The following is a 16,644-nucleotide window of genomic DNA, read 5'->3' as shown; positions in this document are numbered from 1 at the left end:
TGTCAAAAAATGTCCCCCGCGCATGTCCGCATAAGAGAGGACTCCGCGGGGCGCGCTCTGACGTCGCGCAGACTGCTCCGATCTAACCCAGAGGAAAAGCCTTGGACTGGGGCGAGCATCTCCGATCCGGGTCGCGACATCCGGATCGCGACATCCGCATCGCCAATCCCGTCACCGGCCGGATCCCCCAAGAGCTCGCTCTCGACCCCCGTCATGACTCCCAGCCCTGAGCTAGGGCAAGTCAGAAACGACAAAAGACCGAACCCACGATGGGTTCGACCTGTCGCCGATCTCTTGAGAGATCACACTGTCGGGCTGACAGGATCTGAACCTGCGACCCCTTGACCCCCAGGCGTCCAGACGGCGCCGTCGAGGCCAAAAATCGCGTGATTCCGGACCCCAGATGATGCAGAGCACGTCACGAGATGCATGGTGTGCATGATTCTGGTCCCCAACTGGTCCCCCTCCGCGAAGGTGCTCGGGAGCCTGACAAGGAGCTTCATTGAGGCGCCGATAGACAGAGGTCCGGCCGGCGTGCTCGGGCTTGACCTGGATAAGGGCGTGCCTGCCCTTCTCCCCCGCGACGCATCGACAGCCCGCCACGCGATGCTCAGTGACATGCATGAGCAAGACGGTCCTGCTCCCCCTTTGGTCCGCTTCGGCATCGTCTTGGTTTCCCCGGGGTGTCGGTGGTGGAGGAGATAATTCGGTTGTGATCAAAAGGCCAGCGGATCTCATGACGCAAATCGAGGGTGACCTCCTCGATGAGAAGCCGCTCGACACTCTGCTCCGCAAACTCATCCTGCTCGGCGGAAACGCGGGCTCGCCCGAGCTCCGCAACTGGGCGTCGCTAGAGCTCCGTGGCTACGGGCGGGACGTCGAGCTGCCCGTGTATCGAACCGTGACCGCTCCGCTACAGATCGACGGCACCGTTCCAGGTGGAATCGTGCGACACCAGACAATCGGCGCGATGGACATTCCCGACTTCGCTCGCGACGAAGTCAACGAGCAGGTCCCACTACGAATGGGCGTGAACGAGATCCACAGCATGGTGGATCAGCACCGAGAAGACAGAATAGTCAAGCTCCAGCCACCGGGTGCCCCAGACCTCGTCACCTATATAAATGGCACCCGGGAGATGAACGGCCACATCACCGCGCTCTACTGGAGCGTCAGCACTATCGCGCTCGCAGGCGTGCTCGACCAGGTTCGCACTCGCTTGGCTGAACTCATCGCCGAACTGCGCTCCGCAACCCCACAGGGCCAGAACCTACCAACCCCAACGCAGGCGGCCAACGCCGTGAATTTCGTGATCAACGGGCGCGGGAACCGCGTGAGCATCGCACAGGCCGCGGACGGCAGCACGATCACTGCTACCCAGGAAGAAGCGAAGCCGCGCTTCTCGACGCGGGCAAAGCTCGTCGGCGCAGCGGCCGTTGGACTTGCCACGATCGCGGGAACAGTCATCGCGGCACTCCAGCTGCCGATCTGGTGAAGTAATCGAGAGGAAGCCATGACCACGCCTACACCCCGAACAGTCACATCAGTGCTCGCCGACGTAAGAGCCGATAGCGTCACCGTCACCTGGGGGCTCGGGGAACCAGTCGAACTCGGCGATGTCGAGTTCTTCGGCTATGGCATCTACTACTACGACCCGACCGGCAACGGCGGAAAACGACTCGGCGTTCGCTTCGGCGACGCGATCACGGCGTGGGTCTTCGACAATGCCAGTGCCACGCAGGCCAACTACGAGGCTTCCTCCGTCACAGTTACGGATGAGGCCGTGACGGTGCACTTCAACGACGCGAGTCTGGGTCTCGACGCCGTGGGCACGATCGAGGCCTATGCACACGTCAACGGTCACGATACGCAGGTCGAACTGCCTGTCACGCTTCTGCGTTGACATGAGCGATCTCCAACTACCTGGCGGCGACGAGACGTTCGGTGAGCATCTCGTCGAGAACCTTTTCGCAACGTGGGTTGATCGCGACCTCGAACAGCGCGCAACCGGGCTCACGCGGGCGCACGTGTACCGCGCGGTGGTTGAACTCCCGCCATCGGGTGGTGCACCGATCGTCCGAATCAATGAGGAGGTGTCGCTGCAGGCGCGGGCGGTCGCATCGGCGCCCATCAAGGAGGGCGATCCGGTGACTGCAGAGAACATCAGCAGCCCCGAAGCCTTCTGGCCTATCGATGTCCACCCGAACAGTGGATGGCTGGCCTACATCATCGTCGGAGAGTCCGCACACATTGCCTTCGACCTGCGCTACAACAAACAGCGCAGTGCCGAGCTGCTCAGCCTTGCCGACGACTACCTCGACGCGGTCGAAGCGGTCCGGGAGTTCGCACTGCGACCAGCCGTCGACAATCTCCTCTCCGCGGCGGAACTCACCGTACAGGCGCAGATGCTCGCGCAGTCGCAGGAGACGAAGTTCCACAACGTGCGAGATCGGTGGCTGCGTGAGAACGAACGGCTTGGTAATACGCCGGAAGGCTTCTTCGCGACGCTCCAGCGGCTCCGGAGAGAACGAGGGGCCGCGAGGTACGGTGACGGCGTCCTAGGAGTAGAGGCCGACGAGGTGCCAGCCTTGATCGCGACCGTCCGTTCAATGATCGAGCACGCAGCCAATCAGATCGGACTGGTTGCAGCCGAGTCACCTTCACTGAGCAGCAGATCCTTTTAATAGCAGTCGACAACAACGCCTTGATCGGCCACTATTGGAACGTCGTTGGTTCAAGGTGCCAGCGAGCCCACCAAAAATCTCGGGCTCGGCGCAGTGTGGCTAGCGGTGGTCCTGATCCTTGCTCTCGTGCGCCTTCTCAGTGAACGCCGAACCGGCAAGCGGAAGGAGAAGCCTATGAATCCAGTTCAGAAGCGAAACACCAACAGCACGACCAAGACCCCACGAAAGTTCTGGCAGTATCTGCTCGAAACGATCTGGGCGACGGGAGCTGGGGTCCTTGCGACCCCGCTGGCCACCTTGAGCTAACGAACAACGAAGAGGCCCCCGGGAGGGGGCCTCTTCCAGTTTCAGGCTCGCGACGAGCAGTCGCTCTGCGGATTCCCCAGGCGACCGAACGGCCGACGCACGGGAAGCGCCGCGCGAGTCGTGCCGGGCGCAGCGTGGGCACCTGAGATCATGCAAGTGCACACAATCGGGGTGAACCGAGCGATTGTGCGTCACCGATTGAGGGATCATGCACCTAGCGCAAATCACTGTGGAGAACTTCCGCGGCATATCGAAGGCCGAAGTTTCGCTTGCGGGAGACACTGTGCTTCTCGGCGACAACAACTCGGGCAAGTCCACCCTTCTCGAAGCCGTCGAGCTCGCTCTCGGCGCCGATCGCATGTTCCGTCGCCCGGTCATCGACGAGCATGACTTCCATAGCGGCGCCTACCTCGCGAAGGAGATCCTTGTCGAAGTCATGATCGTCGACCTCGACGAGGAACTTCAGTCTCGATTTCGGAACAACCTCGAGTTCTGGGACGCAGCCAACAGGACGCTGCTGTCAACACTGCCCGGGCTGGACTCGGATGCGCTCCCCTGCGTGCGAATCCGCTTCGTTGGACGGTACGACGTCGACGAAGACGACTTTGAGGGGCGCACATGGTTCTGCAGCCCTGAAGACGATGCGGGCAGTCCAACGAATGAGGCGAGATCGGCTGATAAGCGCGAGTTCGGTTTCCTCCTGCTCCGTGCCTTGAGGACCGGAACACGCGCCATGTCGATGGAGCGCGGCTCACTACTCGACTTTGTGCTTCGCGCCTTCGAAGTTGAAGTCCAGATGTGGGAGAACCTGCTCGAGAAGCTCCGCGGCGTGACAGTGGCCGGCGAGGAGAATCCTGAGTTCGGCCAGATTCTCTCGAGCATCGATGAGGCCATGAAACAGATCGTCGCCGCCGAATGGGCGGATGCGCCGCATCTTCGGGTGTCTGAGCTCACGCGTGAAGATCTCCGCAGGGTGCTGAGATCGTTCATGGCGACGGGCGCGGCCGGCTACGCGGCACCTTTCAACCATCAGGGTTCAGGCACGATCAACTCGCTGGTGATCGCGATGCTCACCCTCATCGCGCAGAAGCGCAACGGACGCGTCATCTTCGCGATCGAGGAGCCGGAGATCTCGGTGCCCCCGACTGCACAGAAGAGGGTCGTCGATCTGATTCTCGCGCTCGGCGGTCAGGCCATATTCACAACTCACTCCCCGTACGTGCTCGAGGAGTTCGAGCCCGAGCAAATGACCGTGACCTCCCGCACGCACAGCACGGGCGAACTATCCGGCACTCGGGTCACCCTTCCCGCTTCCCTCCGCGTCAAGGCATTCCGCACCGGCATTCGGACGAGGTTCTGCGAAGCCCTGCTCGCTCGCAGAGTTCTTGTTACTGAGGGCGATACTGAGGCTGCTTCGTATGCTGCTCTCGCCAAGACCGCCGCACGCGCCAACCCGGCCCGATTCGCGCGGCTCGATACGCGCGGCTGGGCCATCTTCGATGCACAAGGTGAAACCAACGTCGCCGGCTTCGCTGCATTCTTCCGCGGCCTGGGGAAGAATGTGGCTTCCGTCTTCGATCAACAGCCCGTCGATCGTCTCGCTGAGATTGAAGCGAGCTCCGACATTGCATTCGAGCAGCCGTACGCCGGCTTCGAAGATCTCGTCCTTGCCGAGGTGCCCATCTCCGCCCAACGCTCGTACGTTGATGCACTCGTCGCTGACGGAGTGTGGCCTGCCCACGTGCCAGAACCTGCAGATGGCACGGACAGCGCGTATGCCGAGACACTCAAGAAGCTGCTGCCGAAGACCAAAGGCGACCGCTTCGCGGCCGACCTCGTCTCTGGGCTCGCCGAACCGGATTTCCCGCCGACGATGGCGTCGGTTCTTGAGGGGTTGAAAGAGGCGAGCGAAGCTCTCGCACCCGCGGTAGCCGAGGCCGGTGCGGAGAGCGATGAGCCCGGCGCCCATGTGGGAGCCGCGAAGGAACCAGATGGTGGCGGCCCCGGAACCTGACGAAGCCTACGAGCGCGCGATCGAGCCGCTGCTGACGGCGCAAGGCCCGGTGATGGTTACCGGTAGCGCAGGATGCGGGAAGACCACAGTCGCGCTGAGAAAAGCTGCTCTTGCGATCAACGAGGGACTCGGGAACCACCACGCGCGGGTCCTCTTTCTGAGCTTCGCGAACGCCACCGTCGATCGTGTCGCCGAACACGCCACCCACCAGCTCGCGAGAGATCACCGCCAGCGCCTCGAGGTTGGCACCTACCACAGCTTTGCGTGGACCATCCTTCGCAGCCACGGTTACCTTCTCGGCGCACCGCGCGGTGTGAAGATCATGTCCCAGGCCGAACAGAACGCGTTCCGCTCGCACTTTCAAGACTCCAACGCTGACCTACGCGTCGAGTTCAGGCGCCAGTTCGAGATGCTCGGACACGTCGGGTTCGACGACTTCGCTGGATTTGCCAACGAGATACTCACCGGCAGCCCCTGGCTGCTAAAGGCATACACCTCTGCATACCCGCTCATCGTCCTTGATGAGTTCCAGGACACGACCGATGACCAATGGGCGCTCGTCAGGACGCTGGGCCAACATTCACAACTCATCGCCCTCGGCGACCCGGACCAACGCATCTACGACTTCGTGGAAGGCTCCAGCGAAACCCGCTTCGCTGACTTCGACGACGCGTTCGCCCCACTACATATCGATCTCTCCGAGTGGAACTGGCGCAGCCCCGGCAGCTCGATCACCCGGTTCGGTCGCGACGTGCTTCGCGGAGACTTCGAGCCTCCCTACGAGGAGGTCGACCTGCTCTCGAGCAACTTCCCTCCCCTCTTGACGCTCAAGCTCACGCTCCTTGCGTCGTTGAAACGACTGCGGGTCGATGGCGGCGGCACGATCGCCATTCTCACGCCTACCAACGCCCTTGCCGTCAAGGCCTACGACTACATCAGCGAGCCACAGGACAACCCCAAGTTGCCCGCCCTCAGCATCGACATCCACACGACGAAGGAGGAGGGGTACGCCGCTCTAATCTTTATCGGCGCAATTCTCCAAATTTACGACGACGACACCGACCGCGACGCAACGGTGTGCGATGCGATGGCCCACTATCTGAGAACGAAGTCCACGAAGCTCTCAGCAACCGCACGTGCCACCACTGACCGCCTCGAGGGCTACGCCACCAAGCTCCGAGCCGGTAAGCCCGTCAATGTCAAGATCGTCAAGGCGCTGCGTGAGATCGTGGACGGCTCACTCAAGAACGCCCGGACCGGATACGTCTACGGCGACTATCTCACCATCGTCAGCATGCTCGCCGCATCCGATGCGACCGAGATCAAGCCGATGGCAGGATACGTGCGAATGCTCAACTTCGTCACACGAGGCTCCGACATCGAAACATCGCTCGCCGACACGTGGCGCGCGAACGGCTTCTACGCGGGCGCAGCCGGGACCATTCGGAACGCCGTCCTGCAGTACCAGCTCACCAGCAGCAAACGCGGCAACCGAGATCTCATCGTCATGACCATCCACCGCGCCAAGGGCCGCGAATTCGACGAGGTCATCATCTACGAAGAGCGATACGACCCGCTGCTCAGGCTTACCCCGACTCGGAGAGATTTGGAGTCCGCGCGATACGCACTGAATGTTGCGGTGACACGGGCAAAGAAGCGCGCGACGCTAATCACGCCGAAGAGCGCTCCCTCGCCTCTTCTCACGCTCAGACTTGATCACGTTGCCGACCAGTAGGTGAATTAGAGGCGCCCCGGACGTTGGCAAGGGTCCGCGCGGCCATGTTTCCACATCGCTGCACGCGAGCGACTTGGGCGAAAGCGTCCCGGATGGTGTCGCGTCGTATCCGACGCCGGTCGTCAGCCGCCTACCTGAACACGTCACCAGTGGCCAACCCCTGGCGTATCGGGCGGCGGTGCCATTCCCGCCCGACGGAACAACCCAACCGCGCCGTCAGGCGCCCTCTTCTACAAGAGCCTCTGGCCGATGACGATCGACTTTGAGAGCAAGACCAGCAGCATGATCGTAGACGCATGCCGCGGCGACTGGCTAAGAGCGGAGAACGGACAGGCTATGCGTTGGCGTCTAGTTCGGGAAGGTGGAACCTAGGATGATCCGCCAAGGCGCTTCGCTTCAGCCCGCCGCACATCCTCGCGGAGCGCATTATGTTCGCAGTGATCTGGGGAGATCTTCAATCGGATGACTGTTCATCATCCTGCTTTGCCACCGCACGGAGTGCCCCGCCACCTCGACACCCTCCGCCGCCGTTCCCGGATCCGCGCCCGGGTCCGTTGGACGGATCCGTTGTCGCATCAACGCCAGGGTCGATCGGTCACGGTCGATGATGATGTTGCCGCTCGGGAGTTCTTCGAGCTCATGCGCACAAGTTCGAGCCGAGCCATCGATCCGCTCATCACTCCCAGCGACTATGCCCGTTCGATCGGCGACCGGTTCCTTCGCGGTGTCGATCCGACATCGACTGCAGCCGGATACCGAGCTGGCCTCCGGCTCAGAGTTCTCCCCGCGCTCGGTTACATCCGCCTTCGCGACATCACGACGGGGTGCGTCGACCGAGCGATCGACAGCTGGGAGACGACACTCCCGCTCCACACTCAAGAACACGATCGCCGCTCTGACGCGGGTGCTCGATGAAGCGGTGCGCGATGATCACATCGCTCGCAATCCTGTGCGCGACCGCGCCGACAGGCGCTACCGCGCGAACCTGGAGGCTCCGCGCACGAAGCTGATTCCTGGGCCCGATGATGTCGTGCGAATCGCTGAGGCGTGCACCGAGATCCAACCAAGTTACGGCGACCACGTTTTGCTCAGTGCATTTCTGGCCGCACGCGGTTCGGAAGTAGGCGGGCTCCTCGTCGGCAACGTCGACTGGGCGAGCAAGGTCATCACGATCGAACGACAGTGCTTCCCGGTGCTGGTGGCCTGAGTATCAAGCCTCCGAAGGGGCGTCGGGCGCACGGCGTGCCGATCATTGAGTCGCTCGAACCAGTGTTGCGCAGACTCACAGTGCAACGGGCACGCAACCTGCCATTGTTGCGCGGGCCGCGTGGTGGTGTCATCACCACGGCAGCACTACGTGACGCAACCGGCTGGGACGAACTGGTTGCATTCTTGGGATTGCCGGGGTTGTGCCGTCACGACCTCCAGCATGCGGGCGCCACTCGGTTCGCCAACGCCGGCATTCCCATTCATGTTGTGAGCGACATACTCGGGCATGCGTCGGTCGAGACGACGCGTACGTACCTTCACACCGACAACTCCGCGCTGCAAAATGCTGCAGCACGGATGAATGAGCACTTCGGGAGGCCGCGATGAGCAGCTAGAAACGCCTGAACCCCTTGACCATGTCGAGTCAAGGGGTTCAACGGGTACGATCTTGGGCACAAGACCCGCGCGCACACCGATCTCACGACCTCTCAAGAATATTTTCTGATCGGGTATTTTCTCTCTGGTGGGCTGTTCCAAGAACTCGATCTGCCCTTGATACATGGGCGTCGTCTCTGCACCTGAAATCCGTTTTCCTCTACACCTCTCCGGATTTTCCTCTTTTCCGGGTCTGCTGTCTGGCGCGCCAGCGTTATCGTCCAGGAACCCCTTTGCCTGCTGCAGGCAGTGACGGAGGTGCCTGCAGCGTCGCTGCAGGGTTCGCTCTAGAGCAGAGCGCCCCTCAGACGAGATGCCTGGATACTCATGGGCGCCTTACACGAAGGAGTCCCGCGGAGCTTCCGGTGGCCTCTCGGAGAGGCTAGGACAATCGCTGAAAGTGTGTCGCACGGCGCGAGGCGTTTGCGCTGCGAGTATGTAGGCATGCTAATTGCCTCCTCCGAGCCGAATCCCGTGGAGACGCTCACAGCGTGGAGCACGCTGGGCGCCGCGATCGCTACAGCGGCTTCTGTGATCTTCATCGCGTGGCAAATCCGGCTCACGCGCAAGAGTGTCGAGGCCACGGAGGACACGCTCAAGATTGCCCGGGACGAGTTCAAGCACGGACAGATACTCCGCGCTGATGCGCAACGCACTTCTATCGATGCCGAGATGCCCCGCCTCACCGTCGAGGTGACGCGGCAGAGTACGCAGGTCTGGCGGACCGATGTCACCGAGACTGATCGGTACAGTCGCAAAGAGACGGCAGCGGAGGTCAAGGCTGGCGACGAGTTCACGACTCCTAGGGACAACAACACGCCGCTACAAGTAGGAGTGGAGATCTCGATCTCGAACGACGGCCCGCGCCGTGCCCGTGTTCGTATCGACACCCAGGACCGCAGTCATGAGGTCGTCATCAACGCTGGAGGTACCCACACGGAGTGGGCTAAGCGTGTCCAGCCGCTGTCGGAGTGGATCGAGATTGCAAGAGTCCGTCAGCAAGGCGAACCGGGCGAAGAGCGCAACATGGCGTCGATCGTCTACATCTACCCAGGCGACGTCGGTGCAATCGAGGTTCACAACGTGATCCAAGGCGGCACTTTCGTCGAACCTGTGGCGGACAACGCCGGCGCGTGGCGCATCAAGTCATTTGAACGTACGCCCGCAGAGCCCAACGAATCCCTGAACGCGGTCGCCATGCCATTCACACGAACGTATTGGGCTTCGCGGATCGAGAACCGTCCGCTCTAGATTCCGTTCGCGCTTGCCGTCATCAGCGCATCTACCACTTTCGGACGTGCAGGCGGTTGTTGCCGGAGGGACCTCTCGGCCACTCGCCGGACCGAGTTAGCATATGGTCGACCTCGCCTCCCGCGGATGCTCGGGCTAGCTTTCGGATTCAGGAGAAGACTCACCCTGCCATCCTGCAACTACGCGATCGATGTGCGCGGGAAGACCGTCCAGTTTGGAGCTGTCGGTCCAACTGGCTATGAAGTCCGGGTCATTACTCATTGGCGGATTGAACACGTCGCGGATACGCACTGCTGCGGGAACACCGGTGCTCACCCCGATAACGAGCGCGTGCTGCTGCGCCAGACCGGGGAGCTGGTCGAGAAGCGCCCGGGAGCTAAAGGCAGTCGCGTGACGGAGGAGAGCCTGGTCGGCTTCGTGCGTGAGACGGTGAGCAATGACGGTTCCGCATTGCGCGACAACGGTCTCGCTAAGTTCGCTCGGCCTTTGACTGGCAAGCAGTAGCGAGAGCCCGAATTTGCGGCCCTCCTTAGCTATCCGCTCGAACACTGCAGTGGACCTACTTCCCGTCCCGGCGAGATCGCGTCTAGCGGGGACGAAGCGATGCGCTTCTTCCAGAACGAGCAGAACAGGGTGCTCGGCCCGTGGGTCACTTCTCACCGCGAAGTCAAACAGGATCCGTCCTAGTAGCGCTGTGACGTTCTCTAATACGTCGCTCGCGACCAGGCTGAGGTCGAAAATTGTGACCGAGGCGCCGGTCGCGTGGGAGGACGCCTGAGATCGATAGTTCTCCGCGGCCGGCCACTCCGACGTCGAGTCGCCGCGTGTAGGGTCCTCACCCATTAGCACCCGAAGGTAGGACCCTAGAGGGTCCTCATGCTTCTCGATCCGAGTCATAAAGTCATGTCGGCCGTCGGCGAGCAGTCGACTAAGCCGCATCTGAAGAGTTGCAACATAGCTGGCAATTTTGCTGTCGTTGGCCTGCTCAAGTTGTATTCGGTTTGGAAGGAAGTAGTCGCAAAGCTGTTGGAGATCGTAGTAAACGGGCGCGTCGAAGTCGGCACCCGTGGCGCCGGAACCGAGGCCAAGTTCCCCGAGCGAAGCGACAATATGGACGTTCATATTTCGGATAAGTTCACTTAGAACGTCGCGATGAGACGCGGTGAGCGGAGAGAATCTCTTATTGGGCAGTAGGCCTGACTTCGCAATGGCCTGAGACAAGAGGGAGGCCATCGCTTCCCAATGGACCTTAATGGGCGAGTCGGATGCGGCTTGGTCGGCCACCACCGTGGCGAGCTCTTCGAGCTGGCGAAGCGCGGGGCTCTCCCCGTCCATGGAATTTGCAAACAGAGCTTGCACGATTGCGAGAGTGCTTCGCACATTATCAAGTCGATCTGCTTCGGACTGCGCGGACCCACCTGCGAGACGGGCGTCGGCAACAGCTCGCTGAATCACTGGGGCTTGCACGCCCTCACTTGCTCGGAAGAGCGCTAGATGTTCTTCGCTATTCATAAACCAGTGAGGTAGGAACAGACCTGACTGTGAACCGGGACGAGGACCAAGTATGAGCGTGCGCGTCTTGTTTCCGCGCGCGGTTCCGCGGGCGAAAGACTGGGCATACTCGCCGTTGATGTCGAAGATGACGACGTGCCCACTAACAATGTCATTGTCGAGGAGACCGTCGATGATGGCGGTGACTGTACAAGACTTCCCCGAGCCCGTGGATCCAACGACCGCGCAGTGGTGTCCAAGCAAGAGATTTGCGTCGAGATACACGTCTTGCTCGGCGGCGACTGCGGACGACCCGAGGCGAACCGATGGCACCTCCGTTGGAAGGAATATGTTCTTCACCTCGGCGGGGGTTGCGGTCCTCACTGGGGCGTGAAGCGACGGGTAGGCAGTGAGCCCCGACTTGAACCTATCTCCCTCGAAGCGACCGACTACGGCCGCTTCGAGCTCGTAGGAGGCTTGGTCATCTTCACTAAGCAGACCCCGACTCGTGACGGATTCATGACGACTCAGAATCGAGACCCCGGTGACGATGGCGACCACGCGGTGCGCGCCGGCCGGAGCCGTGATGTAGGAGTTGACAACGCCAACGGTCTGAAGCCCGTCGGGACCAACCTTGGTAAAACCCTTCGCTCCGATTTCCAGCGAAACCCGAATGGTCGTGCTCTGAACCGCAGTGACTCGGCCAATCGCACCGACCTCACTCATCGTTAGACGCACCCATCGCGGTGTTCGTTTCAGTGAACCGTTCGAGTGACTCGATAAGAGTCATGATTGCGGCAGGGGCGTTGACATTCAAGTCCAGTCCTGGTTCAGGAAGGAGATCGACCATGTGTACAAATTCGCCCGCCTTCCCCGTTAGCACGGCGATCCGCGAATCGTCTGCTGCAGCCAGCGCACCAACAGGAGTGTCAAGCGTCGCGTGTCCCCGCGCTGCGAGGGTGCTCCCAACGAGTTCATCGTCGAGGAGCGCCTTCGTAAGGTCAGCGCCTTTCCCCATCACGGCATACGGATCGACGGCCAGGATGTTGATAGCTGGGTTGATCGCAAGGCTGCGAATCAGAATGCGGTTGATGTGCGGATCACCGTACCCGTATCCGATCGTGACAACGGCGGTGTCATTCTGCTGGACCGCGTCGCTCAGCAGTCTCATGAGGTCCGAGTACGGGTACGAAAGAGAGTCGCCTTCCTTCGCAGTTGTGGGGTAGATCAGAACCGGCTCCTCGACCGTGGCACTTCCCTCTCTGACCTGCACTACTTCCAGGGTCGTCACACCTGAGGCGCCCCCCACAACCGCCTTCCAGTTGAGGCTCCCGTGAATCTTGTGAAGGTACAGCGCGCTATCAGCTCGGGCCACTACCTGCTGGGAGGTCGTTTCGACTCGGTGGAAGTCGAGCCCGTAGTAGGCAAGATTCAGGCGTCGGTCAACCGTGCCGCTGAAGCCGTCTATGTAGGGGTAGCCGAGCTCATCGAGTGCACGTTCAATCACTAGGTCATAGTTCGTGGTGAATACCTTTGGACGAGGGAGGTTGGCTCTCCGGCTTCGGATAATCCGAGAGAGGAACTGTCTGTGAGCAGCAAGGGGGTCCTTCGGACCTGAACCCGCCCGAGGAAGCTGGCAAGCGTGAGCAAAGGCGACGTTTATCTTGCCCTTGAGCTTGTCGATCTGCGCCTTCGTGAAACTCTTGGAGTGCTCTCCGGTGCCGAATGTTACCTCCGAGAGGCTCGCTTGTTCAGCGAGCGACGCAGCAAGCTGCAGACCGTTGAGAAGCTTCTCAAGATCCCCTTTGTCACCTGGGTTCAGGAAGGCCAGCAGATCGCCGTCACTGGATTCGATTTCCTGGCCGGCATCGTGGATCAGCGCTTGGACGGCGGTGTTGTCCAGATTTCGGGTCTGGGGCGAGCCCAAGTGAAAGGACGCTCCGGAGCCGACCAGGATTACTAGGTTCTGGACCTGCAGCAGCGAAGCAAAGTGATCTTGGACGATGTGACGGTCTTGCTCGCCGAGGCGCGACTTCACCACTCCGCCGGACAAGAACAGGCCAGACGCCGGGCCGCCGGAATCCAGATCAACCATGATGCCGACTCCCCCACTTGCTGCACCCAACGCAGGTGCTGAGTGTCACGCTATCGGAAAAAATGTGATGTCAGCTCGGCTACTTCGCCGTGTCGTCGCGACGGCGCTGCGGTAAGCGCCATCGCGAGTGCAGGGATCGTGCCGTCTACAGTGAACTTCCAGCACGCATACCGCCATCTGCATCCGTCGCGGAAGCTGTAGAGCGCTCCCTGTCGACGCCAGCGACGTACAGCCGAGGGCCTCAGCCCCAGCAGCTTCGCCACCTGCCGCGACGAGAACGAGTCGTCGATGGTTTCTTGCCATGTCCTGTCGATCCTCGCTTGCAGAGTGCGAGGCAACTGTTCACGGGGAACGCGGCGCCGAAGCTGGCGGGCGCTCACCGCATGCGTTCGATGCTCGTGATGAGAGTTGAGGCAGACCATAGCTCTTGCAGCTGCAGCGGTCCCTCGACGGCGGGAGTCATCGTCCAGTAGCCTCCTGATCCCACCGCACAACGAACGATGGTCGCGAGTCGCCGAGGGGTGTCGTGGACCGTACTCACTGCTGTCGGGCCGGGGTACCGTGTAACTGTCATTTGGTCGAGGTCGAAGACGTAGTGACTTGAGAGTGTCGAGACTCTCCATACGCCGCCGAGTTCTACCGTGAGTTCCTCAACTGCCCCGGCATCCTGATTCTCTTTGCGTGTCATGGCTTCGACGGTACGGAGACCTCGCTTCCCTCTGTGCGATTGGGGAGCTTCTTGTTGATGAGTCGGCAATAACCAACTCCTTGTCTCGACGACATCGCACGGACCGACAGATCAGACCAGGTCGGGATCGCATACTCAGGCCACTGAGTGACTCAGGATTCGAGAGCGCGGCGAATGCGAACGATTATCTCCCGCACGCTAGCGCTGCGCCCATCGCGTAGCCATTGACATCCTGTGGCCCCGTCGAAGACGGGCGTCGGTGTGAGTAGGAGCAAAGCCATGCCTGTTGGGTCGTCCGTGCCGTAGAGCTCGAACAACTCGGCAAGGCCTGGCAGGGGCTGGCCTCGTGAATCGAATTGACCTGAAGGAAGCGCGATTACTCCGTCGGCCAGTGTGATGCCGAGCAACAGGTGGTTCTCGAGGTCTTGGACAACGTCGGCTTCCAGCCGGCCCTGCCGCGCGGCGAGGTCAGTCGTGCGATTGAACGGCCCCAGGGCATTGAACCCGGTGGCGCTGCCTGCATTGCTCAGCGGAACGCTTGACCCACTATGACGACTGATGCGCTCCGAGTAGCCTCGCCCATCCGTCCTCGGTGAATGTCAGGGGGATCTCGCGATGCATCCGTACGACAAAGAGTGACGCCGACTACGTGGCGAAGAGCGCGTTGATGGTGTGCGCCGACAGGCGGGAACGAAAGTCCTCACAGTCCGTACAGGGGCACCGCTCCGCCAGTTGACCGTGCTGCTCCACCAAGTCATGCGCCGCGCTCCCATTCAGGCGCAACCGTTCCCGAAAAAGCATGGTGCGTTCGTGTGTCTCGCGAATCGTGAGTTGACCGGCCGCCGACCGTGCCGCTTCAGCTTCGGCGAACTCCTTGATCCGGCGTTCTTCCTCTGCCCTCTGCTGTTCAGCGAACGCGAGCCTCAAACGGTGTGCTTCCCTGTCGCGACGGGATTGCTCCTCCGAGCGCTTCTTTCGAAGCCACTGTTCTCCGGCTGGGGAGGCAAGGAACGCCTTTCTCTCCTCTTTCTTCCTGGCTTCCTCCTGCTTCTCCCTGATTGATTGGGCGCCTTTCTGCAATCGGCGTCCGACCTCGGCGATGTCTTTGCGCACCTTGGCTGCGTGGGTTGATTGCAACAGAGCGGTTGCAGATCGAGGTGCGGCGGGAGTGGTCAGCGCTGATACGGCGTCGGCGTAGGTGTCGACCTTGTGTCCGGGAATGCACCAATGCGCCGGAAGCGGTCCGTCGCTGTCGTGAACATGCCGGAAGGTGGCGACCTTCTGGCCGACTTCGATTGCCCATGGTCCGATTTGATGCTCGCATGCCCCGCAGGCGGTTCCGGCGAGGTTGGCGACCTCAGGGAATCCAGCCTCTGCCGCTGCAATCCGCGCCTGCGCAAGGTCTGCATCCATGCGGCTCGTGATGAGCTTTAGGCAGCGAGTGCAGGAGATACGACGCTCCCTGTCAATGGAGCACACATTGACGACGCCACATGCGATGCACGGAACGGCGAACCAGCGGTGCACAGTCCTTTGTGGGAAGGAGCTCGGAAATTTCCACCACGCTGTGCGCCTAAGAATCGCCTCGACAGCGTCCTCGATCGTCTGTTGGTCTTCCTCGCTGGTGCCGTGTGTGACGATGATGCCGTCGCTGCGCTTCTGGACCGGGATGATGCCATGGCGAGCTACATGTTGCGGGTCCGCATGTCGGTAGAACCACACTGTTTCCATGCGTGCGTCCTTGTACCTGTCGGTACGACTACGGAATTGTTCGTCATCTTGCTTAGACCATTGGGCTTCGAAGGCAATACGCCTGGAGCCGTTGTAGACGAGGACATCTGCAATCCACGTCCGGTCCTCGTTGGGGAACTCTTCCTCCGCGGACCACCCTGCAGCCAAGGCGCCACGAATGATCGCCGACTTGATAGCGCGGTGCTCGTCAGTCTCGGGACTCGTGTGTGGGAAGTCGCATTCAGCGAGGCTTTGATGGTAGAAGTGCGGAAATCCCGCGCCCGAACGTCGAGGGATGGCACGTACCCCGCAACGAAACTGAAGCTGCGTTTCGCCTCTGAGCCCATCGAAATCAGCCTGGCTGAGCTCGGTGCTCACGAGCGCTTCGTTGCCCAAGAACGCGGTGATCGGCATGTCAACATCCTCACGATGAGCCGCTACGCCCGTAAGCCCACGTTCGAGGGATCCACCTCCGGCGTCTCCTCGGCCGCTGCCTAGGGACGCTAATCCCCATGCGGCGCCGCGGTTACCGGATGTTGCTGGCAGACAAACTGTTCACGGTTTCAGCCGGGCAGCCTACCGAGGCTTGGAGCTGGTCGGCGCGAAATATGGTCCATCCTGCGTTCTGATCAGCAGGAAAGAAGATGTCGGTGGAGAAACCAAAAATTCTTGCCGAATCGCGGTGATTCTCGACACCAGCGGCACCGTCACCCTCCGCCACAGACGCGCGAGTTCACCCTCGACCCCAGCCGCGACTACCAGCCCCGAAACCCGACAAACCCCAGAAACGACAAAAGGCCGAACCCACACAATGGGTTCGACCTGTCGCCGATCTCTTGAGAGATCACACTGTCGGGCTGACAGGATTTGAACCTGCGACCCCTTGACCCCCAGTCAAGTGCGCTACCAAGCTGCGCCACAGCCCGTGGCTTGCCGCCTCCCGCTCGCACGAGAAGCAACCGGAATAGCTTAGCGCGTTTCGCGGCCGTCTCCGAACACAGGGGC

General features: G+C 61.2%; 13 protein-coding genes, 1 tRNA gene and 1 pseudogene. 9 read left to right on the top strand and 6 right to left on the bottom strand.

The genetic code is table 11. The features are described from left to right. Positions 1-622: 622 nt before the first annotated feature. From OH146_RS00180 to OH146_RS00145, 9 genes and pseudogenes are all read left to right on the top strand, one after another. A complete protein-coding gene (locus tag OH146_RS00180; RefSeq protein ID WP_265156183.1) occupies positions 623-1,495 on the top strand; it encodes an AbiTii domain-containing protein in 873 nt (290 codons plus the stop codon). Positions 1,496-1,546: 51 nt separating this feature from the next. Beyond that, positions 1,547-1,903 (top strand): hypothetical protein, encoded by a 357-nt coding sequence (locus tag OH146_RS00175; protein ID WP_265156182.1) that lies wholly within the window; start codon positions 1,547-1,549, stop codon positions 1,901-1,903. 1 nt (position 1,904) lies between these two features. After that, positions 1,905-2,684 (top strand): hypothetical protein, encoded by a 780-nt coding sequence (locus tag OH146_RS00170; RefSeq protein WP_265156180.1) that lies wholly within the window; start codon positions 1,905-1,907, stop codon positions 2,682-2,684. A gap of 514 nt (positions 2,685-3,198) precedes the next feature. Continuing rightward, positions 3,199-3,363, top strand: a pseudogene (locus OH146_RS14050) (AAA family ATPase); the annotation flags it as partial. A gap of 63 nt (positions 3,364-3,426) precedes the next feature. Further along, complete coding sequence (locus tag OH146_RS00160) at positions 3,427-5,004, top strand: ATP-dependent nuclease (protein WP_265156176.1); 1,578 nt, start codon at positions 3,427-3,429, stop codon at positions 5,002-5,004. Next, on the top strand, positions 4,985-6,739 hold the full coding sequence (locus tag OH146_RS00155; protein ID WP_265156174.1) for a UvrD-helicase domain-containing protein: 1,755 nt from the start codon (positions 4,985-4,987) through the stop codon (positions 6,737-6,739). The genes OH146_RS00160 and OH146_RS00155 overlap by 20 nt, the downstream gene beginning before the upstream one ends. 691 nt (positions 6,740-7,430) lie before the next feature. Next, positions 7,431-7,946 (top strand): site-specific integrase, encoded by a 516-nt coding sequence (locus tag OH146_RS00150; RefSeq protein ID WP_265156172.1) that lies wholly within the window; start codon positions 7,431-7,433, stop codon positions 7,944-7,946. Continuing rightward, entirely contained in the window at positions 7,922-8,335 is a 414-nt protein-coding gene (locus OH146_RS14045) for a tyrosine-type recombinase/integrase (protein WP_372508441.1), read from the top strand. Before OH146_RS00150 ends, OH146_RS14045 begins: the two co-directional genes overlap by 25 nt. 522 nt (positions 8,336-8,857) lie before the next feature. Further along, positions 8,858-9,634 (top strand): hypothetical protein, encoded by a 777-nt coding sequence (locus OH146_RS00145; RefSeq protein WP_265156170.1) that lies wholly within the window; start codon positions 8,858-8,860, stop codon positions 9,632-9,634. A 135-nt stretch (positions 9,635-9,769) separates the two neighbouring features. Here OH146_RS00145 and OH146_RS00140 read toward each other — a convergent pair whose 3' ends face one another. From OH146_RS00140 to OH146_RS00120, 6 genes are all read right to left on the bottom strand, one after another. Beyond that, positions 9,770-11,851: an ATP-binding protein gene (locus OH146_RS00140; protein ID WP_265156168.1), complete on the bottom strand. Its 2,082-nt coding sequence runs from the start codon at positions 11,849-11,851 to the stop codon at positions 9,770-9,772. Beyond that, a complete protein-coding gene (locus OH146_RS00135) occupies positions 11,844-13,220 on the bottom strand; it encodes an SIR2 family protein (protein ID WP_265156166.1) in 1,377 nt (458 codons plus the stop codon). Before OH146_RS00135 ends, OH146_RS00140 begins: the two co-directional genes overlap by 8 nt. A gap of 50 nt (positions 13,221-13,270) precedes the next feature. Beyond that, positions 13,271-13,642, bottom strand: a complete 372-nt coding sequence (locus OH146_RS14065; RefSeq protein WP_491059816.1) for a helix-turn-helix domain-containing protein — start codon at positions 13,640-13,642, stop codon at positions 13,271-13,273. Further along, positions 13,597-13,908, bottom strand: a complete 312-nt coding sequence (locus OH146_RS00130) for a hypothetical protein (protein ID WP_265156164.1) — start codon at positions 13,906-13,908, stop codon at positions 13,597-13,599. The genes OH146_RS14065 and OH146_RS00130 overlap by 46 nt, the downstream gene beginning before the upstream one ends. A 645-nt stretch (positions 13,909-14,553) precedes the next feature. Next, on the bottom strand, positions 14,554-16,053 hold the full coding sequence (locus OH146_RS00125) for a competence protein CoiA family protein (RefSeq protein WP_265156162.1): 1,500 nt from the start codon (positions 16,051-16,053) through the stop codon (positions 14,554-14,556). A 438-nt stretch (positions 16,054-16,491) separates the two neighbouring features. Continuing rightward, positions 16,492-16,565: transfer RNA gene (locus tag OH146_RS00120), tRNA-Pro, on the bottom strand. Between the last annotated feature and the right edge of the window lie 79 nt (positions 16,566-16,644).

Origin of the sequence: Homoserinimonas sedimenticola (genome assembly GCF_026094475.1) — a bacterium.
GTDB lineage: Bacteria > Actinomycetota > Actinomycetes > Actinomycetales > Microbacteriaceae > Homoserinimonas > Homoserinimonas sedimenticola.
The sequence above is the reverse complement of the archived record's forward strand: the minus strand, read 5'-3'. Positions and strand labels throughout refer to the sequence as shown.